This window comes from Xanthobacter pollutisoli (genome assembly GCF_040044995.1).
GTDB lineage: Bacteria > Pseudomonadota > Alphaproteobacteria > Rhizobiales > Xanthobacteraceae > Xanthobacter.
The window spans coordinates 23,618-43,261 of sequence record NZ_JBDZDP010000018.1 but is presented as its reverse complement, the minus strand read 5'-3'; the positions used below and the strand labels follow the sequence as shown (position 1 = coordinate 43,261).

21 protein-coding genes and 2 pseudogenes are annotated in these 19,644 nt (G+C 67.4%); 6 read left to right on the top strand and 17 right to left on the bottom strand.

Going from position 1 to position 19,644, the window contains the following annotated elements:
• Positions 1-3: 3 nt before the first annotated feature.
• From ABLE93_RS22160 to ABLE93_RS22150, 3 genes are all read right to left on the bottom strand, one after another.
• Complete coding sequence (locus ABLE93_RS22160; RefSeq protein ID WP_011993075.1) at positions 4-609, bottom strand: DUF1419 domain-containing protein; 606 nt, start codon at positions 607-609, stop codon at positions 4-6.
• 111 nt (positions 610-720) lie between these two features.
• Positions 721-1,698 carry a DUF3991 and toprim domain-containing protein gene (locus ABLE93_RS22155; protein WP_348841954.1) on the bottom strand — a complete coding sequence of 326 codons (978 nt, stop codon included), beginning with the start codon at positions 1,696-1,698 and terminating at the stop codon, positions 721-723.
• Between the two features lie 231 nt (positions 1,699-1,929).
• Positions 1,930-2,112, bottom strand: a complete 183-nt coding sequence (locus ABLE93_RS22150) for a hypothetical protein (RefSeq protein WP_348841953.1) — start codon at positions 2,110-2,112, stop codon at positions 1,930-1,932.
• Between the two features lie 881 nt (positions 2,113-2,993).
• Here ABLE93_RS22150 and ABLE93_RS22145 point away from each other — a divergent pair.
• Positions 2,994-3,308, top strand: coding sequence for a hypothetical protein (locus ABLE93_RS22145; protein ID WP_348841952.1), 315 nt, complete (start codon positions 2,994-2,996; stop codon positions 3,306-3,308).
• 85 nt (positions 3,309-3,393) lie between these two features.
• A complete protein-coding gene (locus ABLE93_RS22140) occupies positions 3,394-4,089 on the top strand; it encodes a VIT1/CCC1 transporter family protein (RefSeq protein ID WP_348841951.1) in 696 nt (231 codons plus the stop codon).
• Here ABLE93_RS22140 and ABLE93_RS22135 read toward each other — a convergent pair.
• The 6 genes from ABLE93_RS22135 to ABLE93_RS22110 form a co-directional block, all read right to left on the bottom strand.
• Complete coding sequence (locus ABLE93_RS22135; protein WP_348841950.1) at positions 4,077-5,084, bottom strand: FAD:protein FMN transferase; 1,008 nt, start codon at positions 5,082-5,084, stop codon at positions 4,077-4,079. The genes ABLE93_RS22140 and ABLE93_RS22135 overlap by 13 nt on opposite strands.
• On the bottom strand, positions 5,065-7,257 hold the full coding sequence (locus tag ABLE93_RS22130) for a PepSY domain-containing protein (protein ID WP_348841949.1): 2,193 nt from the start codon (positions 7,255-7,257) through the stop codon (positions 5,065-5,067). The genes ABLE93_RS22135 and ABLE93_RS22130 overlap by 20 nt, the downstream gene beginning before the upstream one ends.
• Positions 7,258-7,279: 22 nt before the next feature.
• On the bottom strand, positions 7,280-7,750 hold the full coding sequence (locus ABLE93_RS22125) for a DUF2271 domain-containing protein (protein WP_348841948.1): 471 nt from the start codon (positions 7,748-7,750) through the stop codon (positions 7,280-7,282).
• A gap of 39 nt (positions 7,751-7,789) precedes the next feature.
• The gene (locus ABLE93_RS22120) at positions 7,790-8,149 is read right to left on the bottom strand and encodes a hypothetical protein (RefSeq protein ID WP_348841947.1); all 360 of its coding nucleotides are present in this window, start codon (positions 8,147-8,149) and stop codon (positions 7,790-7,792) included.
• A gap of 115 nt (positions 8,150-8,264) precedes the next feature.
• Positions 8,265-9,611 (bottom strand): sensor histidine kinase, encoded by a 1,347-nt coding sequence (locus tag ABLE93_RS22115; RefSeq protein ID WP_348841946.1) that lies wholly within the window; start codon positions 9,609-9,611, stop codon positions 8,265-8,267.
• Positions 9,608-10,279: a response regulator transcription factor gene (locus ABLE93_RS22110; protein WP_348841945.1), complete on the bottom strand. Its 672-nt coding sequence runs from the start codon at positions 10,277-10,279 to the stop codon at positions 9,608-9,610. The genes ABLE93_RS22115 and ABLE93_RS22110 overlap by 4 nt, the downstream gene beginning before the upstream one ends.
• 134 nt (positions 10,280-10,413) lie before the next feature.
• On the opposite strand from ABLE93_RS22110, the gene ABLE93_RS22105 reads away from it, so the two are divergent.
• Positions 10,414-10,704 (top strand): PepSY domain-containing protein, encoded by a 291-nt coding sequence (locus tag ABLE93_RS22105; RefSeq protein WP_348841944.1) that lies wholly within the window; start codon positions 10,414-10,416, stop codon positions 10,702-10,704.
• A 278-nt stretch (positions 10,705-10,982) separates the two neighbouring features.
• Positions 10,983-11,219: a hypothetical protein gene (locus tag ABLE93_RS22100; RefSeq protein ID WP_348841943.1), complete on the top strand. Its 237-nt coding sequence runs from the start codon at positions 10,983-10,985 to the stop codon at positions 11,217-11,219.
• Positions 11,220-11,481: 262 nt separating this feature from the next.
• Here the strand turns inward: ABLE93_RS22100 and ABLE93_RS22095 are convergent.
• Positions 11,482-12,840: pseudogene (locus ABLE93_RS22095) on the bottom strand (ParB/RepB/Spo0J family partition protein); the annotation flags it as partial.
• A 182-nt stretch (positions 12,841-13,022) separates the two neighbouring features.
• Here ABLE93_RS22095 and ABLE93_RS22090 point away from each other — a divergent pair.
• A complete protein-coding gene (locus tag ABLE93_RS22090; RefSeq protein ID WP_348841942.1) occupies positions 13,023-13,385 on the top strand; it encodes a type II toxin-antitoxin system PrlF family antitoxin in 363 nt (120 codons plus the stop codon).
• Positions 13,382-13,867: a type II toxin-antitoxin system YhaV family toxin gene (locus ABLE93_RS22085; protein WP_445328784.1), complete on the top strand. Its 486-nt coding sequence runs from the start codon at positions 13,382-13,384 to the stop codon at positions 13,865-13,867. Before ABLE93_RS22090 ends, ABLE93_RS22085 begins: the two co-directional genes overlap by 4 nt.
• Positions 13,868-14,094: 227 nt before the next feature.
• Here the strand turns inward: ABLE93_RS22085 and ABLE93_RS22080 are convergent, their stop codons facing one another.
• From ABLE93_RS22080 to ABLE93_RS22050, 7 genes and pseudogenes are all read right to left on the bottom strand, one after another.
• Positions 14,095-14,286, bottom strand: a complete 192-nt coding sequence (locus tag ABLE93_RS22080) for a hypothetical protein (RefSeq protein WP_348841941.1) — start codon at positions 14,284-14,286, stop codon at positions 14,095-14,097.
• A 139-nt stretch (positions 14,287-14,425) separates the two neighbouring features.
• Positions 14,426-14,506: pseudogene (locus ABLE93_RS22075) on the bottom strand (VIT1/CCC1 transporter family protein); the annotation flags it as partial.
• Between the two features lie 2 nt (positions 14,507-14,508).
• Positions 14,509-16,470, bottom strand: coding sequence for a heavy metal translocating P-type ATPase (locus ABLE93_RS22070; protein WP_348841940.1), 1,962 nt, complete (start codon positions 16,468-16,470; stop codon positions 14,509-14,511).
• 125 nt (positions 16,471-16,595) lie between these two features.
• Complete coding sequence (locus tag ABLE93_RS22065; RefSeq protein ID WP_348841939.1) at positions 16,596-17,894, bottom strand: sensor histidine kinase; 1,299 nt, start codon at positions 17,892-17,894, stop codon at positions 16,596-16,598.
• Positions 17,895-17,968: 74 nt separating this feature from the next.
• The gene (locus ABLE93_RS22060) at positions 17,969-18,676 is read right to left on the bottom strand and encodes a response regulator transcription factor (RefSeq protein ID WP_348841938.1); all 708 of its coding nucleotides are present in this window, start codon (positions 18,674-18,676) and stop codon (positions 17,969-17,971) included.
• A complete protein-coding gene (locus ABLE93_RS22055; RefSeq protein WP_348841937.1) occupies positions 18,651-19,274 on the bottom strand; it encodes a cytochrome b/b6 domain-containing protein in 624 nt (207 codons plus the stop codon). The genes ABLE93_RS22060 and ABLE93_RS22055 overlap by 26 nt, the downstream gene beginning before the upstream one ends.
• 3 nt (positions 19,275-19,277) lie before the next feature.
• Complete coding sequence (locus tag ABLE93_RS22050) at positions 19,278-19,556, bottom strand: PepSY domain-containing protein (RefSeq protein ID WP_348841936.1); 279 nt, start codon at positions 19,554-19,556, stop codon at positions 19,278-19,280.
• Positions 19,557-19,644: the final 88 nt, after the last annotated feature.

The following is a 19,644-nucleotide window of genomic DNA, read 5'->3' as shown; positions in this document are numbered from 1 at the left end:
ACCTCACGCCGCGATCGCGTCGGGCAGGTAGCGCAGATGCACCGGCAGCTTGGCGGAGACCTGCGCGTCGGTCAGCCCGTCGAGCAGGACCAGGCTGGTGCCTTGCCGTCCGCCGTAAAACAGCACGGTGCGCTTGCCGCGATCGGCCTCCGGCCAGCGGTCCCCGGCATAGCCGCGATAGTCGTCATGCGTCGCGCTCCAGATGTGCTCGAGGCGCTCGGTTCGCGTCATCGCCTTCACCGGGCGCGATTCCCGGTTGATGATCGCGGCACGCATCCGCTCTGGCGAAGCCGTGTCGGCGAGATCGCAATAGCCGTGGAAATGACGGACCCGACCATCGATCATCAGCGCGAAGAAGACGCCGGTGACGCTGCCGGTCAGGAATTCGCGCATGGCGAACATGTCGCCGCGCATCCAGAGCGGCGGCAGGATCTCGAACATATAGTCGTGGTCGACGGGGCTGGTTTCGAACCATTCGCCGGTGTAGAGCGCGCTCGCATCGCCGTCCCAGCGGAAGGGTCGCTGCGCGTGACGGTCGAACATCCGGAACATCTGGCGCCGGTCGGGAACGCCTTGAAACACCTTGCGGATAGGGGTGGAGAGAGTCATGTCGGGGCTCCTTCAGCCTCGTCGGGCTGGAGCGCGGCGCATCCTCTTGGATCACCATCATCTTCAGCCCTTCAGGATCTCTCCCCGCGGCCGCATCGAAGTCCGGGCGGGTCAAGGGCCGCGCAGCGGGCGAAGCTTCACCCTTGACGCGGCCGGCGGGCATGCGGCAGCCGGTTTCCTTCCCTCTTCTTCCCTCCTCTTTCTGGCGCGCAGATCTTCGTTCCAATCCTCATGCTCGGGCTTTTGCCGTCTGTAGTCGGCGGTCGTCGCCACGGCGATCGTCGCGATTCGTTCGGCAAAGACCTCGCCCTGCGCATTGTTGTCGGTAGCCGCCACAAGCAGGGCGCCATGGCGTGATGCGAGCAGCCGGATGGCGGCTTCGGTCGCTGGCGCCCATCCGCCGCCAGTGCTGAGATAGAGGCTGTCGGAGTGCTGGCTTTCAATCGCGGCGAGGCTCATCGCGTCGATCGCAGCCTCGGTAACACAGAGCCGGCGGGCACCGACCGGCCCGAGGCGGAACAGGACCTTGCCGCCGCCGCGGGCGAAACCGCGCCATTCGGGGCCGCGCTCCTCCCAGCCCGTAACCGCGCCGGTCTCGTCGACATGGGCTGCCCACATGCTGCCGCGAGGCCCTTCTCGGAGGCGATCCTGCTGGATTGCAGCGCGGATGATCGTCTCGGGAAGAGCGCGCTCGCCGCGGAGATAGCGCCAGGTCATGGAGCCGGGCCATGGCCTGCGCCGCGCGCGCCAGCGATCGGGAATGCCAAGGTCGGGATCGTGCTCGCGGGCCTCCCTCGTCCAGACGGGCTCGTTCGGCACGAAGCCAACCAGGTCCGAAACCCGCTGCAGCACCTCCACAAAGCCGACACCATCGAGATGCTCGACAAGCGAGAACACGTCACCCTTGGCTTCGGACCGTGCATCGAACCAGCCCTTGCCGTGATGGATGACGATAATGATGTCGTCACCGCGCCGGTACTTGACCGCCCTGCGCGTGCTCTCCTTCAGATCGATCGCGAACCCAGCCTTTTGGAGCGCAGCCGCGCAGGGCACACGGCTCCTCAGCTCCTCGATATCCGTCTTTTCCATCTTATTCTCCAAACGCGCCTTCGCGTCGGACCTTTCCCGCTTGAATTTTCCTCATCCCGCACGCCGCGGGACCATTCCATGCCTCCGCGAAGAGCGAAGGGGGCAAGGGCGCGGCTGGCAACTGATGAATCCTGCAGGGCGCGCAGCGCCCTGGCCTTGGCCAGCCGCGGCGCAGCCTCCCTTGCGGCCGCCCGCTCGCGAGCGGCACGTACTCGTCCGGGCGAACCCGGCTCAATGAGCCGGGCCGAACTGGTGGGGATCGTATTCGTGGACGACGACCACGTCGGCGTCGTCGAGTTCGTCGCTCGGCATGACGCCGAATTCTCCATCGACCTCGAACAGCGTGACCGGGACCATCAGGGTGCGAGCGAGCTGGAACGCGTGGGATTGTGCGAGGGAAAGATCGTGCGACATCTGAGGGCTCCATCTTGGAGCGAGGCCGATCCCCGCTCGATGGCGTCCGTCAGTGTCCTCAACCGGCCGCGATCACCGCGCAGGCAAAGCCGCAGCGGCGGCATGCTCTGCATAGCCGACCCCTTTTGTGGGTTGATCGTGGAAGGCCGGGCGGAGGACCAGGAAAGCCATCCAAGGAGAGCGGGGTCGGACTCGGCGCGAAGGTGTCCGTGCCCTCTCGCACACTCCTTTTTCCGAACGCCGAACCACATGGCCGTACCGGTACACGCCCGGCCCCGCGCCGCACCTCAGGTCAGAAGGCTTCAGTGCTTTGCCGAAGCGGCGGCGGCGCAGCTGTCCGATCAATCGTCCCGACTGCGAGAAACTCCCCCACATCGCGGCTCATCGTCCACGATCGCCTGGACCACGGCGAGGTCCATCGGCGCGTGCGGCGAGATTCTCGTCACCTCGGCCGCCACCTTACCCCAATGGATGAACTCGCCGGCTTGACCGCACGCACGGGCCCGAGCAGCCAGTCGCTGCGCCTCGTAGTACGCGCCAAATTCGTCATGCTGCATCAGACGACGCGCGTCTGCCTGCCATGTCCGGCGGATCTGCCTTCGTCCCTCCATCCACCGTCGCAGCGCACTCAGCAAGAACCCCCGCCTTCCCTTCCTCGGGCGGCATTCGCCCGGACCGCGTCAGGGATGGCCGCCCGCCAGGGAGAAGACCTAACCTCGGGCTTCGGCGCAGCCTACAGCCCGGCCCGAAGGGCGACGCCATCATTCACTTCAGGTTTTGAAGCACTCCGACCATATTGCTGAGGTCCGAGCCTTGAAATAGGTCAAGGTCAAAGGCGAGGTTATGGCTGGGCGGGTCGCGTGACGTGAATTTACTGCTGAATGGATATAGAAGGCGGCTATCTCCGCAACATCATTCTGAACGCCACAGAACATACGGAACGTGTGGATGCCGCCGTTGCCTATGTTTCCGAGAGTGATCTGCTGTTCGATTGGTGCTGTGAGGATAAACTCCCGCTTCACTTCTGGGGACGGTTCGATGAGCAAGTCCCTGTCGGCATTCCGGTTCTCGACAAATTCGCACCTCCGACGCGCGAGCCGGCGACCCAGGATCCCACAGTCAGGCGCATCGGGGCGCCCGCAAAGTTGTCATCTGGCAGCCAAGCGCCTCATCGCATCGTCATCCAGACTGATTAGATTTGTTCTAAAAATTGGTGCAGACCGGTTCCCCCCTGGCACCATGTTGCGCGCCAATCCGTAGGTCCTCCCAGCAGGTATCACCATGAAACCCCTTCACCGCGAAAACCATCTGATCGAGCGCATCGGCTGGCTGCGCGCCGCCGTCCTTGGCGCCAACGACGGCATCATTTCGACGGCAAGCCTCATGGTGGGCGTCGCGGCGGCATCGACCAATGCGTCGGAGATCCTGGTCGCGGGTGTCGCGAGCCTTGTGGCCGGCGCCATGTCGATGGCGGCGGGCGAATACGTTTCGGTGAGCTCGCAGGCCGATACCGAGAACGCCGATCTGCGCAAGGAGCAGCGCGAGCTCGCCGAGCAGCCGGAGAGCGAGCTCACCGAGCTCACGCAAATCTACGTGCGACGCGGGGTCGAGCCGGCGCTGGCGCGTCAGGTGGCCGAGCAGATGACGGCAAAGGACGCTTTCACCACCCATGCGCGGGATGAGCTGGGGCTCGCCGAGCATGTGGTCGCGCGCCCCATCCAGGCCGCGCTGACATCGGCGGTGACGTTCGCGCTCGGGGCTGCGATCCCGCTCGTCATTTCCCTGCTGGCGCCCACCGCATTGATCGCGCCGATCGTCTCCGGCGGGTCGCTGGTCTGCCTCGCGGCGCTGGGCGCGCTGGGCGCGCGTGCAGGTGGTGCGGACATCTGGAAGCCGACCATCCGCGTGACGTTCTGGGGTGCGATCGCCATGGCGGCGACCGCAGCCATCGGAACGCTGGTCGGTCACGCCGTGTAGGGGTCTCCCATCGGGGCTGTCGCCATCTCGGGTGGCGGAGCCAGAGACCACGTCGCCTCCACCGCGCCATCCGCGCGCACGAACAGCGCCGCAAGGCCCAGGCGGCGGGCGAGGGCTGGCCCCTCGCTCGCCCCGCGCACCAGCAGCGCGGTCGCCCAGGCGTCCGCCGCCATGCAGGTCTCGCCGAGCACGGTGACGGCGCAAAGGTCGTTTTCCAGCGGCGCCCCCCGCGCCGGGTCCATGGTGTGGGAGAGGACGCGGCCGGCCACCTCCACCCGATGGCGATAGGTGCCCGAGGTGGCGACGGCGGCGCCGGAGAGTTCCAGCACGCCGATGATGTCCCGCTCGCCGGCGGATGGCCGCTCATGGGCCACCGTCCACGGTCGCCCGTCCGGCTTCTGGCCTTCGGCGCGCATCTCGCCGTCGATGCCCACCAGAAAGGAGGAGAGGCCGGCCGCGCGCATCTCGCGGGCCAGCTCATCCACGCCGAAGCCCTTGGCGATGCCGGCAAGGTCGAGCCGGAGCGGCGCCAGACGGCGGGCGCGGCCGCTGGCCGGATCGAGTTGCAAGGTCTTGGGCGGCTCGAACGAGGGGCGGCCGGCAAGCCCCGCGATGCGTCCGCCATCGGGGCCCGGCGATGCGCCGAAGCCCCATGCCCTCACCAGATCGCCCACCCCGATGTCGAATGCCCCGCCCGAGAGACGGCCGATCTCGAGGGCGGTCGAGAGGACGTGCATCAGTTCGCGGGGGATGGGCATCCACGCCCCGATGGGCGCGGCGTTCAGCCGTTCCAGATCGGAGTCGGGCCGGAAGGTGGACATCTGCTGTTCCACCTGGTCCACGGCGATCTGGAGACGGCGGGTGAGCGCCGCTTCATCCATCCCGCCCGCCGCGAAGAAGACGGCGGACCAGCGCGCGCCCATGGCCGGCCCGCTCAGGGCGTGGCGCCGGAGCGCCGTCCCACCCCGACCCGCATCAATAGACATCTTCGACATAGCGTCCGCTCGATTTGAGGGTGGGAAGGTCGAGGCCGAGCGGACGCACCACGGGCTCGAGCGCCCGGGTCACGGCCTCGGCCATGTCGCGGCCGCCGCACACCAGGATCTGCGCCCCCTGCTTCACCAGTTCCCGCAGGCGCGGGGCGTCGGCGGCAATGCGGTCCTGCACATAGGCGCTCTCGTCCGCGTCCCGCGAGAAGGCGGTGCGCAGCGTCGTCAGCCGCCGCTCGGCGAGGTGCTGGGCCAGCTCGTGCTCATAGAGGAAGTCGGAGGCCGCGCTCCGCCCGCCCCAATAGAGATGCACCGGCCGGCCCGCCGCATTGGCCCGCACGAAGCCGGCCAGCGGCCCGATGCCCGCCCCCGCGCCGATGAGAATGAGCGGGCCGCGTCCCTTGGCCGGACGGAAGGTGGGATTCTCGCGAATGAAGGCATCGATGCCCTCGCCGGGCGCGAGCTCGTGCAGGAAGGTGGAGCAGAGGCCGTCCGCGCGCAGCCGCACGCAGATCTCCAGCACGCCGTCGCGGGTGGAAGAGGCAAGCGAATAGAAGCGCGGCATGTAGTCCCCCGGCGGCACGATGCCCACGAGGTCGCCGGCCTCGAAGGTCGGCAGCCGGCCGGGTGCGCCGGTGCGCGGGTCCGCCGGCGCCTGAAAGCGCAGGATCGCCACCGGCGCGCCCACCGCCTCGCCATAGAGCTCGCGCCCGGCGAGCACGAGGGGCATGGTCTTCGGCGGCTCGGCCACATGGGTAAGCACGAGATCATGCCCCAGGGCGCCGCCGAGATCCCGCCCCCACTGGGCGAATTCCTGCGCCGAGCGGCGATCGATCCTTTTCATGGGCAGAAGCTGCGGGCATCCCCGCGCCTCAAGCGCATCGGCGACCGCGCGGGCGAACCGGCAGAAATGCGGGAAGCTGCGATCGCCGAAGCCCAGCACCGCTACCGCCGGTTGCCCCGGCAGGCCCGCGAGGCGGGACAGGAACTGCTTGGCCGATTGGGGCGCGGCCCCCTCGCCATAGGTGGCGGCGAGCACCAGCACGCGCGGGGCGACAAGATGGGCCGCGCTCACCTCGTTCATGGCGGCGGTGTGGACCTTGTGGCCGGCGGCGACGAGGGCCGTGTGCAGCGTGCCCGCGAAGCCCCAGGTGGAATTGCCCTCGCTGCCCACGAGGATCACCGTATCGGCCCTCCGCACTGGCACATTGGCGGAGATGCGCGGCCGTGCCGCCCGCCGCCGCAGCCACAGGGCGAAGCCGGTCGCGGCCAGCACCGGAACCGCCGCCGAGGCAAGGCCGAGCAGGAGGCCGAGAACCCAGGCGCCGCGCCCGGTGTGCAGCATGCGCACGAGGTCGTTCATCCGCTCCAGCGCCGTCGCCGGGGTCATGGCAAGCGTGGCGCCAGTGGCGGCATCCACCAGCCGCTCGCCGTCGGCGGTGACGAGGGTGAAGACATCGGCCGGGCCGGCGGGATCGGGGAAGGTGAGCTCGCGCAGATCCTTGAGCTTTAAGGCCCTCAGGCCGGTGAGCGTGCCGACGGGAGCCGGCGCGCCGCCGCTGGCGGCGACGGCGGAGTTCGCGCCCGTCGTTTCGGGCAGAAGGCCGAATGTGCCGGCCCACATCCACAGTCCGGTCAGCGAAGACATGATCAGGCTCACGGCGGCCAGCCGTCCCAGCTCCCCATGCCAGCGTTGCGCCGGGGTGCCGCGGATGGGCCGCAGCAACGCCCCCGCGCCGCCCAGCCGGCGGGCGAGCAGCATGAGGCCGGAGACGGAGACGCCCAGCATGGCCAGCGCGCCGATGGCCGCCGCCACGCGGCCCGCATCGCCCGCGAGGAAGGAGCGGTGGAGATTGGTGAAGAAGCGGGTCGTTTCGGACACCGCGTAAGGTCCGAGCCCGGTGCCGGTGGCGGGGTCGATGCGCTCCACGCCGCGCGTGTCGCCATCGTCGAAGGCCGCGGTGAGGCTGCCGTCCGCCCGCAGCCGGATGGCGCTGACGCCGGGATGGCGCGCGGCGACCTGCGCGGCGAGGTCCGCGACACTCGCCGCCGCCGGGATCGCCGGCGCGGCGGCGCGATCGAGCGCCGGCTGCACGGAAAGGACCGCGCCGGTGAGGGCGGTGACGGCAAGGGCCAGCGCCAGCGCGATGCCGGGCAGGCCATGGAGGCGGCGAAGCATTTTGGGGATGTCCGAAGGGGGATCAGAAGGTGACGGTGAAGGATTTCACATAGCCCTTGCCGGCGAGGGGCTTGCCGGATGCGCTTGCGGCGAGCGGGGCGACCACCTCGGAGGGATTGTCCATCCCGTCCTCGACCGCCGTGTCCACATGGACCTTGTAGCCGGCATCGATCATGGCATCGGCGAGATCGAGGGTGATCTTGAGCGTCTTGCCGGAGCCGACGCTGGCGCCGGTGATGCCGTCGATCTCGGTGGGGCGCCCGCCGGAGGCGCGCTGCCAGTCGGAGAGGTGGCGGTAGTATTTCGCCTTGCCCCCGGCCATCCAGAGCGTGCCCTTGTAGGCACCGGCGGCATCGGTGACGTAGAGCACCAGATAGGCGCCGTTGCCGCCGTAAGGCTTCAGGGTGGTCTCGAAGGTGACCTGCCGCGCCTCGGCCAGCACCGGCGAGAGCAGGGTGGCGGTGGCGGCCACGGCGGGAAGAACGAATTTCATCTGATTATTCCTTTGAAGGTGCGCGGGGGCGGCCGGAGGTCACTGCACCTCGACCTTGGGCCGGGCCTTGCCCTGGAACAGGCCGTTGTCCGGGACGGGCGCTGCGGGATCGGCCGGGCCGTTCTGCGGAACCGCGCCGGGGCGACCGCCCGAACGGCCGTCATCGTCGTCGTCATCATCATCATCATCATCATCGTCGTGGCGGCCGTGATGGCGATCCCCGCGCTCGTGCTGACGATCGTTGTCTGCGAGCCGGAGGGGCCGGGTGTCGGCGCGGGCGGCGTCGTCGCGGATGTGGAACGGCAGGTCGAGATGATCGATCTGCGTGGCGGCGAGCGCCACGCAGAGGCCGGCGGTGGACAGGAGAAGGGCCGTTCCGATCAGGGTGCGCGTCTTCATGGGAGCCTCCCGGCAAGGTATCAGGCAAGTCATCAGGGAAGGGATGACGGAGGCACACTCGCGCCCGAACCTGACAGCTCCCTGAAGGAGGGGCGGGATCGCGTTCAGCTTCCCGTCAGGATCGCGCTTGCCCAGGAAAGCGCACCACGGCGCTGAAGCCATCCGCACCGCCCGGGATCGGCGAGGCGATCTCCAGAGTGAGCCCCGCGCCGCGGCAGATGGCGGCGGCGATGGCGAGCCCGAGGCCGGAGCCGTCCGCCCCGGTCGGCCCTCGCTCGAACGGGCGCAGCAGCAGGGCGAGGCGGTCGGCGGGCACCACGGGACCGTGGTTGGAGACTTCGAGCCGGTCTGCGGCGAGGCAGACATGAATGGGGGTGTCCGGCGTGCCGTGTTTCAGCGCGTTCTCGATGAGGTTGCGCGCGAGCACGGCGAAGGCGTCGGGGTCGAGATCGCTGACGAGGCCGCCGTCCGCCGCGATGGTCATTTCGATGTCGGCGGCGCGGGCGCTCTGGCGATCGAGGTCCGCAATGACATGGTGCAGTACCGGCGCGAGCGGGGCCGGCGCCTCGGCGAGGAGGCCGGCGCCTTCGGCCTTGGCGAGCTGCAACAATTTCTCGGACACGCGCGAGAGACGCCGCAGCGCGCCCGCAATCGTCCGCGCCCGCTCCTGCTCCGGTCCCTCGGGCAGCTCAGCCATGAGGCGCTGGGTCTGGGCCAGGGCGGCCGCGATGGGCGTGCGCAGCTCATGGGCGCTGTTGGCGGCAAAGCCGCGCTCCGCCTCTAGCGCGCCACGCAGCCGTTCCAGCAGCGCGTTCACCGCGCCGGCGACCGGCGCCATCTCCTCGGGCAGTCCCTGCTCTGGCACCGGCGCAAGGTTGCCGCGCCCGCGTTCCGCGATGGCATAGCGAAAGGCGAGCACCGGCTTGAGAGTGAGGCGGAGCGTGAGCCAGACACCGGCGAGCGCGATGGGCACGAGGGCGATGAGCGGCCAGATCAGCGCCATCACCGCCCGCTGCACCGCGGCGGCGCGATGGCTGAGCTCCTCGGCTGCCGTGACGACGATGGTGCCCCGGACCGCGGCTTCGGTATAGGTGCGCAGGCGCGCCGTGGTGTGAAAGCCGGGGGCGAGGCCCGCGGGGATCGCCATCTGCTCCGCATCGCTGGATTGGAGCAGCACGCGGCCTTCGGCATCGCGCACCACATAGGTAATGTATTCCCGGTGCGGGCCAACCGGCGCCATGTGTTGGGCGCCGGCGCCGTCCTCGCGGGAGAGCAGTTCAGAATAAGCGAGCGGCAGCACCCTCTGGGCCACCTCCTGCAGAGCGCTGTCGAACACCTCGTCGATCTCTTGCCGCAGCACCAGCCCCGCCACGGTGGCCGCGGCAAGCCACAGAGCCGCGACCGACAAGGCGAGCCACAGGCCGAGGCGCCGGCTCAGGCTCCACCGCCGCGGTCCGCTCATGCACCGCCTCCGGGTGTGCCGAGGCGATAGCCCATGCCGCGTACGGTCTCGATCACGTCGGCGCCGAGCTTCTTGCGCAGACGGGCCACATAGACCTCGATGGCGTTGCTCTCCACCTCAGTATCGAAGGAATAAAGCCGCTCCTCCAGTTGCGGCTTGGACATGAACTGGTGCGGCCGCTGGACAAAGGCCTCGAACAGCGCCCATTCCCGCGCCGTGAGGGCGACCGCCTGCCCGGCGCGCCGCACCGAGCGGGCGGCGAGGTCCACCTCGATATTGCCGAGCGTGACCAGCGGGTTGGGATTGCCCGCATAGCGCCGGCCCACCGCGCGGATGCGCGCCGACAGCTCGCACAGGTCGAAGGGCTTCACCAGATAGTCGTCGGCGCCGGCATCGAGGGCGGCGATGCGGTCGGAAATCTGGTCGCGCGCCGTGAGCACCATGACCGGCGTCGCTGCGCCCGCGCTGCGCAGGGTCCTGAGGAAATCGGAGCCGCGCCCGTCGGGGAGCATCAGGTCGAGGAGGATCAGGTCGAAGGCCGCGGCATGGACGGCGTCGGCGGCCTCGCTGAGGCGTGTCACCCAGTCGGTGCCGTGCCCGTCCGCGACGATCTGGTCGCGCACGGCCACGCCCAGGACGGGATCGTCTTCGATCAGCAAGATACGCATCTGTCACCTCGGTGCGCCGCATGGCAATCTAGCGCGGCCGGAGGTGGAAGGGGCGAGGGAATGCGTCCGGGCGTTCAGCTGGGCGTCAGCTTGGCGTGCTGTTCATGGGCGCCGGGGCGGAAGGAGGATGCGCGGTGAGACGCCCAGGGTTCGCATTTCAACTTTTCTACGCCAGCCTCTTGGCGGCCAGCCTTGCCGCGACGCCGGCCGCGGCGGATCGCGACTGCAACGTGCCGCTCGCCGACTGGCAGCCGCGCGAGGCGCTGCAGAAGAAGCTGGAGGCCGAAGGCTGGACGGTGCTCTCCATCCGGTCGGACGACGGTTGCTACAAGGTCCGCGCCACCAACGCGCAGGGCGCGCGCCTGAAGGCGAAGTTCGACCCCGCACGTCTTGAGCGGGTCCCCGGCCGGGATGAGGACGATTGATCGGGCCGCAGGGATTCGAGCGCTGCAGATCGAAGAGGGCAGGAAGCGATGCTCGCTACTCCCATAGGGCCGCGAAATCATTGAGTCTCCTCCTGTGGTCGCAAACGCTGTTTGAGCGTTGCTGACCCATAGCTACCCCTTGGAGTGTCCGTTTCGCGGCGCAATCGACGAACGCTTGGTGGGCGCCTCAGGCGGTCTGAAGCAGCACGGCTCGGACCGTCTGACGCCAGTCGGCATGAACGAGCCGGCCCTCGAGCACGCTGGCCTTGAAGTGAAGCGTGCGCGGTGCTCTAATCGTTTTAACCAGCCTCGATGGACGCTTCGCCCCGAAGCTTACTGGCCGCATCGACGACAAGCCGGGCCTCGCCGTCGGAAGCGACGGGATCGCACCATTTGACACCGCGATGCCACGGCTCGCCCGCGAGGCTCAGGCACCCCTCGCCATCGCGGATGAAAAAGAGGCGGGGCGTGAAGCCGACGGCGTCATCGTCGCCGGTGGGGATATCCTCCAATGATGCCAGTTGTTCGACACAGGCGATGGCCTCGGCAAGCGAGGTGCATTCCGCCAGCTTGAGCGTGTCCGGGACGCTGTAGGTCCTGTAGACGGGATCGTCCTGCGGATATTCCATTTCGCCAAGGCAGGCGACGCGGAGCGGGAGCTTCCGGGCAGAGGCGAAAGGGCCGATCATCGGCGCGATGACCTGGGTGATCGGGGTGGCGGTAGATACGGGCGTGCGGATTCTTCGCCAGCCAAAGTTCGGCGGCCTCGCGGCTCTCACGCTGTGCCGTCAGGTCGGTCACGAGCCGGTCCGGGAGCGGCCGGATCGTCTCGTCCTCGTCATCGCTCCCCTCGGTCGGCTGCGGCGCGCCGTTGACGACGACGCCAGTGGGGCGGAGGCCGTTGACCTCGACCCGGCCGTCCGCATCGCTGCCGGCCTCTCCGTCCCCGAGGTCCGGCTGCGGCTCGTCCTCCGGCCGGATGAAGCCGCGTTCGATGCGAAGCCCGCCATTGGCGTTGAGCATGACGAAGGCGCCGACGCGCGCCACCTCGGCGGGATCATGGACGTCCGTGCGGTCGTTCAGGGCATCGAGCTCGGCGCCGAGCTGCTCGATCTCCTCGTCGTAGTCCGGAGCCTCCGCATATTCGGCATCGAGTTTGTCGTATTCGGCCTTCAATGCATCATGCTTGGCCAGCTCCTCCCGCGTCATCTCGGCGGGCTCGCCATAGACGCGGCGCAGGCCGGAGGCGTGGCCATAGGGGAAAGTCGATGGCCGCCTCCACCCACTTCCAGCCCTCGCCCTTCAGGGATTCGGCATCGGTCTTCAGCTTCGCGAGCACGAGCTTTTCGAGCAGCGCCGGATCCTGGAACCAGCCGCCGCCATCCTGCTGGAACAGATCGCGCAGGATGACGCCGCCGGCCTCCTCATAGGCTTTGGCGCCGACATAGACGGCGCGCGGCGGTCGTCGGCCCGGACCGCCGTGTCGGTGAGCAGCCGGCGGATGTAATAGGGCTCACGGACATGGGAGCGCGAGACCGTCTCCCAGACCCTTCCTGACGGGCATGGTCGCTCGTGATCGAAAAGGCCATGACCTGGTCAAGCTTGAGCTCGCCCCTTCTCATAGAGATCGAGCAGCTTCGGCGACACCGTGGCGAGCTTCAGGCGCTGCTTCACCGTCACGGGGGTCAGGAAGAAGCGGGCGGCGATCTCCTCCTCGTCGAGCCCCTGGTCGTGCAGGATCTTGAAGGCACGGAACTGATCGAGCGGGTGCAGGTCCTCGCACCGGAGGTTCTCGACCAGGGAATCCTCCTCGGCGGAGGTGTCGCTGGTGCGCTTGACGATGCAGGGCGCCGGCGCGGTCTTCATCATGCGCTTCTGCGCGACGAGAAGGCCGAGCGCGAGCGGGCGCCGACCGCCGGCAGGGACCTCGAACCGGCCGGTCTCCTCGCCGTCCGCCGTGCGCTCGGGCCGGACATTGAGGCTCTGCAGTAGTCCCCGGCGCGCGATGTCCTCGGCGAACTGCTCGATCGACACCCCGTTCTTCACCTGCCGCACGTTGCTCTGGCTCAGAACGAGCTTGTCATAAGGGATGTTCTCGGCCTCGCTCAACGCGATCTTCTGTGGGGCCTTCGCCATGTGGGTTCTCCATGACGGGGCGGCCCGGAGCCTCTCTCCGAACCTCCTCACCCGTCGCGGAGTCCCCCGCCCTCCTCTGCCTCTCGCCGACGCGCCGCGCAGCCGGCGGCCGCCTTCCGGACGCGGCGCTTGCACGCGAGCGCTACACGTACTATTTCACGTATCAATCGAGGAGACCGACCATGTCGCAGCCGGAGTATAAGGGATCGATCACGACGACGGGCCGCTCGGAAGCGCTGCGGCTCGACAAGGCGCTCTTCAAGGCGCATCCGGAGTTTCGTCAGCGGGCGAAGATCCGCGCCCAGGTCATCGGGCCCGGCAGCCTCCTGGTGACGCTCGACCCCAATGGGGAGGAAGAGACGCGCGACGGTGTGGAACGCGATCCGGTCGTTGCCGCCTATCTCTCCTTTCTCGAGCGCGACATGGGCGAGCATCCGGAGGGCCTGCGCCCCTTCACCGAGGCCGACATCACCCGTCTGCAGGCCCTCACCGGCGACGTCGAGGTGTCCGACGACGATGTGATCCCGGACGACATGACCCTGTGACATCGATCGGCGACGCCTTTGCCGAGCGGCATGGCTGGAAGCTTTTGCGGGCGCGGGCGTTTTCGGAAGCCCTGGACGGCCTTGAGGCGGAGTTGGTGCGTCTGGCGGCCGAGCGGCCGGACGATGCCTCCAGTCATCCCAAGGCGAAGCTGCTGGCGCGGATTCTCAATCTCATCCTCGATGAGATTCCCCGCGATCCCAATGCAGCGACCTATCAGCTCGGGAACACGCTCGGCCCGTCACATCGCCACTGGCGCCGGGCGAAATTCCTGCAGAGGTTTCGCCTGTTCTTCCGGTTCGACAGCGCCAGCCGCATCATCATCTACGCTTGGGTGAACGACGAGAACACGCTTCGCAAGGCAGGCTCACGGAGCGATCCCTATGCGGTCTTCCTGCGCCGCTTGAACGACGGCAATCCTCCAGATGGGTGGGATGATCTTCTCGCCGATGCGAAGCAGGCCTCCCGGAGGAAACCCAGATAGGAGGCGCGACAGGGTGCCTTCGCACCTGTCCGTGGATCCGCATGCATGGGCATGCGCGCCTTGTGCTGGTGATTGATATGGCGCGTCAGCTGTCGGGTTCCTTGATCTCCACCTCGCCCCGGTTGCGAAGCGCCTCGGGCATGCGCGCGTGGTCCATGAGGAGGTGGATCAGCGCCTGCCGATCGACCGTCGCCGTCGCGCCGGTCGGCCGGGTACGGTCATGGCGCTCAGGGGCGCAGGACGAGGCGGGAGAGATCCGGCCCGGCGGCGCAGAGCCGGGAGAGCTCGACCGCATCGTTCCGCGAGAAGCCGGCGACGGTTTCGCGAATGAGGCGGTCGGTCGCCGTCACCCCGACAAGCGTGCCGTCACGGACGAGGCCGTGCGACCAACCGGAGTTCGGCCGGCGGACCTCGCCCATGCGATGTCCTCAGCGGACAAGGCAGTCGTTCAGTTCGGCGCGGGTGATCGCGATGAAACGCACGTCCATGTTCCGGGGGTCAGACACCGCACATCCCCTCGCAGTCATTGCCGAACAGATCGCCCTGATAGTCGCCGGCCCCGTCGTTGGCTCCAAGGACAGCAGCCCGCAGCCAGCCGATACGCTCAATCAGGTGATTTTCGCGATGAAGAGGATGCATTGTCATGCCTTCTGGGGGGAGTCATGTACTGGCGCGTGAATTGAATTGGCAGGTGCCTTTGCACCCTCCGGGGCCAGGAGCCGTGCAGAGTTCATTAGGAAGGCCAGCTCCGAACCCACATGGATGACCGCAGCCAGCAGCGGGTTGAGATAGCCGAAGGCGGCGAGGCCGATGCCCACGGCGTCCACCATCAGGGTGCCGGAGAAGTTCTGCCAGATGATGGCGCGGGTCTTGCGGGCGATCCGCAGCGTTTCGACCAGTTTGAACAGATCGTTGCCAATCAGTACGATGTCAGCGCTTTCCTGGGCAATGTCGGTGCCTGAACCCATGGCAATGCCCAGGCTCGCTGCGGTCAACGCGGGGGCATCATTGACCCCGTCGCCCACCATGGCAACACTGCGACCATCGGCCACTAAAGCCTGAACTCGCGTCAGCTTGTCCTCTGGCAGCATGTCGGCGACCACTTCGCCAATTCCGAGGTTGCGGCCTACATGCTGGGCAACCGCCTTGGTATCGCCGGTGAGCAGCACCGTGCGCACCCCCATGGCGTGCAGCGCGGCCATGGCCGCGCTCGCCTCCGGGCGCAGCGGATCGGCGACGATGATCTGGCCCACATAGCGCCCGTCCGCCGCCACCACGATGTCGGAACCGACATGATTCTCAGTCCGGGCGGGAACAGTGATGCCTGCGTCAGACAAGAGTTTGCGGTTGCCCACCAGCACCGCACGGCCTTCCACATCGGCAGAGATGCCACGGGCCACCGTATAAAGGAAGGCGTTGGCCTCGGGCACCGCGAGCCCCCGCCGCTCTGCCTCCACCACCACGGCCCGACCGAGCGGATGCTCCGAGCGCAGTTCCGCTGCCGCAGCGAGCCGCAGAAGGTCGGCCGCATCCCCGCCTTCCGCGCATTCGAGCGCGGTGACCCTGGGCTCGCCCATGGTGAGGGTGCCGGTCTTGTCCAGCACCACCGTATCGATCCGGCCCAGGGTCTCCAGATGGATGCCGCCCTTGATGATGGAGCCGAGCTTCGCCGCCCGGCCGATGCCACCGAGGATGGCCAGCGGGGTTCCCGCCGCGATGCCACAGGCGCCGGCGACGATGATGACCGAGATGGTGTCGCGAATGTTCTGCGTCAGCAGATATGTCAGCATTGCGGCGGCGAAGGCCACATAGACCAAATACCCGGCCAATCGATCGGCCAGCTTCTGCACCGGTGCCCGAGTCTGTTCGGCCGCCTCGACGGCATCGATGATGCGGCCATAGCTGGTGTCGCGCCCCACCCGCTCGACGCGGATCTCCAGGACCCCCATCTGGTTGATGGAGCCGGCGAACGCTGGCGCACCTTCGGCCTTTTCCGCCGGCATGGATTCACCGGTGATGCGCGACTGGTCCACGTAGGAATGGCCACCGACGACCTCGCCGTCCACCGGGATCTTCTCCCCCGGAATCACCAGCACCAGGTCGTCAGCAACTACCTGCTCCAGCGGCAAAACAAGGACTCCGCCATCCCGCCGCACCCGAGCGGTCTTGGGCACGAAGTCCACCAGATCGCCGATGGCGCTGCGTCCGCGCGCCACTGTGAGATGCTCCAGTTCCTCCGCCACCAGAACGAACACCGTGACCACCAGAGCCGTGAAGATCTCGGCGACGGCAGCGGCAGCGAGGATGGCGATGCTCATGGAGAGTTCCATGGTCATCCGGCGGGCCATCAGATTCCGCACAGCTTCGCTCAAGATCGGCCAGGAGGCAAAAGCCAAGGCGACGAGACCGACGACGCTGACGGAGGCAAACGGTTCGTACACCTTGAACCAAACGGCGGCGGCACCGAGCAAGGCGACAACGATCCGCACTATCGCCAAGCTGTCAAACGGCTGCTGAGTGTGTACGGGGTCACTGCATCCTTTCGACGGCACAGCGACCTCCAGTGCCCGTTCGAAGTTCGCCGTAATTTCCCGCGCACCCATGTTCCATTCCAGACTTGATCAGTCGTCACAATTTTAGAATTACTCTAAACTAATTGGCCTATTGAGCGCAATGGACCAATGGTCGCCTCGGAGCGGGATCTGAAGGGCGACGTACGCCTCATGACTCAGGTCGGGATCGCTGGTCCGCCTTCCCGGAAAACAAGGCGGATGCGCGCGCCGCCCCCGTGAGCATCCTCGATCCGCATGACACATCCGTGCAGTGTCATGATGGTGGAGACGATGGCGAGCCCCAGCCCGGCGCCGTCGGGCCGGCTCCGGTCGAGGCGTCGAAAGCGCTGCAGAACCTCGGTCCTGCGATCTTCCGGTATGCCCGGCCCGTGATCGCGCACATCGAGTTGCGGGCCGGGCCCGACGGTGACCTCCACCGGGGCGCCCGCAGGAGTGTGGGTCAGGGCGTTTTCCACCAGATTGCGGAGCGCTCGTCCGATGGCTTCGCCATGCCCGTGCACCGCCGCAGTGCCCTGGTCCATGAACGAGATGGAGTGCCCACGCGCGATCGCCAGCGGGGTGAGCTCCGTCACCGCCTCTCGGGCGATGGCAGCGAGATCGGCGCGCCGGTCCGGGTCAAGCTCCAGAGCGGTGGCATGGGACATGTCGAGCATCTGGTTCACCAGCCGCTTCATGCGCTGGGCGTCCACCTCCAGCTTGGCTTTCTCCGGGCTGTCCGGCAGCTTGCCGATGGAGAGCATCATCACGGCGAGCGGCGTACGCAGCTCATGGGCGGCGTCGCCGGCGAAATCCTTCAGTGCGCGCACCGAGCGCTCAATGCGCTCCAGCATGGCATTCACCGCGCTCACCAGCGCCGCAACCTCCCGGGAGGAGGCCTCCGCCTTGATGCGGGTCCCCACCTGGGCGGGATCGATGGCGTTGATCGCGGTGATGGTCCTTTGCAGGGGACGCAAGGTAGATCGCACCACGGAGAAGTTGAACAACAGGAACATCAACGAAAGCAGCAGAAGTGGAAAGATCACATGAAAGCGGATTTCATTGAAGATCACCGGCACGAACGGCTGGAAGCCGTGGCCGGAGATGGCCACCGTGATCCAGAACGGATGCTGCCCCACCGCGACCCGGCGGGTGCCACTCAGCAGGAAGCGATCCCCCCAGCTTTCCCGCTGGGTGCGGATCACCAGGAATGAGGCGGGCGGCTCGTCAGCGATCTTCAGGTCGCCGTCATTAAAGCGGGCGATAACGCCGCCGCCGCGCTCATGGATCAGGAATGCGCGCCGCGTTCCCGCCGCGGTTGGCTGGCGCAGCGCTTCGGGTACGGCACCATTGGCCTGCATTTGAGGGATGTCGCCGGCGATGCGGTCTGCCTCGGCGGTCACCAGCAGTTGGTCAAGCTCGTTGGAATTGCGGACATACATCCACACCACGGCCGCCAGCTCGACAACCAGGAACACGAGCCCCACCAACGCCAGTCGGACCGAAAGGCGGAAAAAAAGCGTGCGGGGTGTGCCGGAAGCCGGGCCGTGCGTCATCGCGGGGCACCCCGTTCCACCTGTCCTGCCTGCGCAGCCGGTGCGAGCATGTAGCCAATGCCGTGTGCCGTATGCAGGACCACCCGCGCTTTCTCGGCAACCAGGCGTCGCCGCAGGCGGGAAACCACCGCCTCCAAAGCATTGGGCGAGACCTCGCTGGAAAGGGCATACATGGTGTCCTCGAGGCTGGCCTTGCTGACCACATGGCCGGCGCGGCGCATCAGGCGTTCCAGCAGGTCGCACTCGCGCGGCGGCACGTGGATCACCTGGCCGGAAATCCGCACCTCCCGCGCGATGGTATCGAAGTCGAGGTTCTCGACGTTCAAGGTCGTGCCGAGGCAAGCGCCGGGGCGGCGCAGCAGGGCACGGCAGCGGGCCGCCAGCTCGGGCATGTCGAAGGGTTTCACCAGATAGTCGTCTGCGCCCGAATCCAGACCTCCCACCCGGTCGCCAAGGCCGTTGCGGGCGGTGATCACAAGGATGGGCGTCGTGTTCCCCGCGCGCCGCACGGCGCGGACGAAATCGATCCCGTCCCCGTCCGGCATGCCGAGATCAATGAGGAAGAGGTCGTATCGGTCGACGGCCACGCTCTCGCGCGCGGCACTCAAGCTGCCGAAGCGCTCGAGCACGAAGCCCTCCGCTTCCAGACCTTCCGCGATCAGGCTCGCGAGGCGGGGATTATCCTCGGCAAGCAGGACCCGCATGGTCGATGTCCGTTCCAGACGCGCGGCGTTTGCACCCCGTAATCATGGCGAGAGGCAGGTTTTCCCGGTGCGCCACGCTCTCGGTGATAGCCGCGAGCACGTGCACTGCCGCCAGGGCGAGAATAAGATCGGCTGTAATCTCGTGCGCCTCCTGCACCCATTCCACGCCCCAGAAGGTGTCGAGGGATTGCATCCACCCGGTGAGGCTGGTGAGCGCGATGAGGCACATGAGCGCCAGCGCCATGGCTCCGCCCGCCGGGTTATGCCCCACATACCGCCGGTCGCGGCGGGCGACGACGGCGCGCAGGTGGGACAGGACGGCCCATGGCGAGGTGACAAAATTAGAGAAACGGGCGTGACGGCTGCCTATGATACCCCACACGATCCGCACGACCAGTGCCGCGGCGACGACATACCCGACATAGCGATGGGCACTCTTGCCGCCCTCCAGCGCAAAGCTGTTCAAAATGATGCCCAGCACCACCGTCCAGTGGAAGAGTCGCACCAGTGGATCCCACACCGCTACAGTGTCCGTGCCCGCACCCCCGGGTCCAGCTGCGGTGCGAGAGGTGGCGGGCGCTTGATATGGCGAGGACATGACTCAGTCCACGTTATTCTCGACGATCTCGCCGGTCACCGGGTTGAAATAGACCTCCGCTTTCTTACCATCCTTGTTGTAGCCATAGATCTCGTAGCATCCTGACGTCGTCTTCTTGAACACCTTGATATTCTTGAAGCCCATCTCGGCAATCTGCTGCTTCATGGTCTCCTCACTCAGCCACTTCTCCTGTGGCTCCTTGGTGCAGGTGGGACTGGCCAGGGCGGCGGAGGAGAGGAGGCACAGGCCGGCGGCGGTGGTCAGCAGCACATCGCGAAACATTGGCTTCTCCTCACGCTGGGTGACGGGCCAAGGCCGCGCCTCCCTCGCTGCCTTCTGTTAAGGGGCGCTGCTGACAAAAGCCTGACGA

What these genes read in the sequence shown, in the direction of transcription:
- ABLE93_RS22160 (WP_011993075.1), bottom strand. Translation starts at nt 609, where the DNA reads ATGACTCTCTCCACCCCTATCCGCAAGGTGTTTCAAGGCGTTCCCGAC.
- ABLE93_RS22155 (WP_348841954.1), bottom strand. Translation starts at nt 1,698, where the DNA reads ATGGAAAAGACGGATATCGAGGAGCTGAGGAGCCGTGTGCCCTGCGCG.
- ABLE93_RS22150 (WP_348841953.1), bottom strand. Translation starts at nt 2,112, where the DNA reads ATGTCGCACGATCTTTCCCTCGCACAATCCCACGCGTTCCAGCTCGCT.
- ABLE93_RS22145 (WP_348841952.1), top strand. Translation starts at nt 2,994, where the DNA reads ATGGATATAGAAGGCGGCTATCTCCGCAACATCATTCTGAACGCCACA.
- ABLE93_RS22140 (WP_348841951.1), top strand. Translation starts at nt 3,394, where the DNA reads ATGAAACCCCTTCACCGCGAAAACCATCTGATCGAGCGCATCGGCTGG.
- ABLE93_RS22135 (WP_348841950.1), bottom strand. Translation starts at nt 5,084, where the DNA reads ATGTCGAAGATGTCTATTGATGCGGGTCGGGGTGGGACGGCGCTCCGG.
- ABLE93_RS22130 (WP_348841949.1), bottom strand. Translation starts at nt 7,257, where the DNA reads ATGCTTCGCCGCCTCCATGGCCTGCCCGGCATCGCGCTGGCGCTGGCC.
- ABLE93_RS22125 (WP_348841948.1), bottom strand. Translation starts at nt 7,750, where the DNA reads ATGAAATTCGTTCTTCCCGCCGTGGCCGCCACCGCCACCCTGCTCTCG.
- ABLE93_RS22120 (WP_348841947.1), bottom strand. Translation starts at nt 8,149, where the DNA reads ATGAAGACGCGCACCCTGATCGGAACGGCCCTTCTCCTGTCCACCGCC.
- ABLE93_RS22115 (WP_348841946.1), bottom strand. Translation starts at nt 9,611, where the DNA reads ATGAGCGGACCGCGGCGGTGGAGCCTGAGCCGGCGCCTCGGCCTGTGG.
- ABLE93_RS22110 (WP_348841945.1), bottom strand. Translation starts at nt 10,279, where the DNA reads ATGCGTATCTTGCTGATCGAAGACGATCCCGTCCTGGGCGTGGCCGTG.
- ABLE93_RS22090 (WP_348841942.1), top strand. Translation starts at nt 13,023, where the DNA reads ATGTCGCAGCCGGAGTATAAGGGATCGATCACGACGACGGGCCGCTCG.
- ABLE93_RS22080 (WP_348841941.1), bottom strand. Translation starts at nt 14,286, where the DNA reads ATGGGCGAGGTCCGCCGGCCGAACTCCGGTTGGTCGCACGGCCTCGTC.
- ABLE93_RS22070 (WP_348841940.1), bottom strand. Translation starts at nt 16,470, where the DNA reads ATGGGTGCGCGGGAAATTACGGCGAACTTCGAACGGGCACTGGAGGTC.
- ABLE93_RS22060 (WP_348841938.1), bottom strand. Translation starts at nt 18,676, where the DNA reads ATGCGGGTCCTGCTTGCCGAGGATAATCCCCGCCTCGCGAGCCTGATC.
- ABLE93_RS22055 (WP_348841937.1), bottom strand. Translation starts at nt 19,274, where the DNA reads ATGTCCTCGCCATATCAAGCGCCCGCCACCTCTCGCACCGCAGCTGGA.
- ABLE93_RS22050 (WP_348841936.1), bottom strand. Translation starts at nt 19,556, where the DNA reads ATGTTTCGCGATGTGCTGCTGACCACCGCCGCCGGCCTGTGCCTCCTC.